This window comes from Bradyrhizobium erythrophlei (genome assembly GCF_042430365.1).
GTDB classification, from domain to species: domain Bacteria; phylum Pseudomonadota; class Alphaproteobacteria; order Rhizobiales; family Xanthobacteraceae; genus Bradyrhizobium; species Bradyrhizobium erythrophlei.
In genome coordinates this window covers 1-698 of sequence record NZ_JBHMET010000178.1, presented here as the reverse complement: position 1 = coordinate 698, position 698 = coordinate 1, and the positions used below count along the sequence as shown (strand labels likewise).

Genomic DNA, 698 nt, shown 5'->3' with positions numbered 1-698 from the left:
GATTCCCTTTCGGGGCAAATCGTGATTCACCCAGAGGGCTGGTGATGGAGGCCAGCCCTCATGGCTAAACCCCTCTCGCCGGACCTTCGCCTTCGCATTGTTCGAGCCGTGGAAGATGAGGGCATGAGCTGTCGAGGTGCCGCCGGCCGGTTCGGCGTGGCTCCGTCGACAGCGATCGAACTGGTCAGCGAGTGGCGAAGCACCGGCGCCTGTGAGGCGGCGGCGCAGGGTGGCGACCGGCGTTCAGCTCGGATCGAAGGGCATGCTGCAGAGATCCTCTCCCTGGTCGAGGCTACGCCTGACATGACGCTGGCCGAGATCGCCGGCCATCTCTTCAAAGTCCACGGCGAGCGTTTCGTGCCCAGCGTGGTCTGGCGGTTCTTCGATCGCCGCAACATCACGTTCAAAAAAAACATCGCACGCCAGCGAGCAGAATCGGCCGGACGTGGCCGCTGAACGCGCGGCGTGGAAGGCATCTCAGCCTGAGATCGACATCCACCGGTTGGTGTTCATCGACGAGACCGGAGCCTCCACCAAGATGGCGCGGCTCTATGGCCGTTCGCCGTACGGCCAGCGCTGTGTTGCAGCGCTCCCGCATGGTCATTGGAAGACGACGACCTTCGTCGGCGCGCTCAGGTCGACTGGCATGACAGCACCGATGGTCCTTGATGGCCCCATGGATGGTTCGGCGTTCGAGG

At 63.8% G+C, this 698-nt stretch carries 2 protein-coding genes; both read left to right on the top strand.

The genetic code is table 11. The features are described from left to right. Positions 1 to 60: 60 nt before the first annotated feature. Positions 61 to 456, top strand: coding sequence for a helix-turn-helix domain-containing protein (locus ACFFWD_RS25735; RefSeq protein WP_376969854.1), 396 nt, complete (start codon positions 61 to 63; stop codon positions 454 to 456). Further along, a partial coding sequence (locus tag ACFFWD_RS25730) for a transposase (protein ID WP_376969852.1) occupies positions 446 to 698 on the top strand: 253 nt, incomplete at its 3' end. The genes ACFFWD_RS25735 and ACFFWD_RS25730, both read left to right, overlap by 11 nt.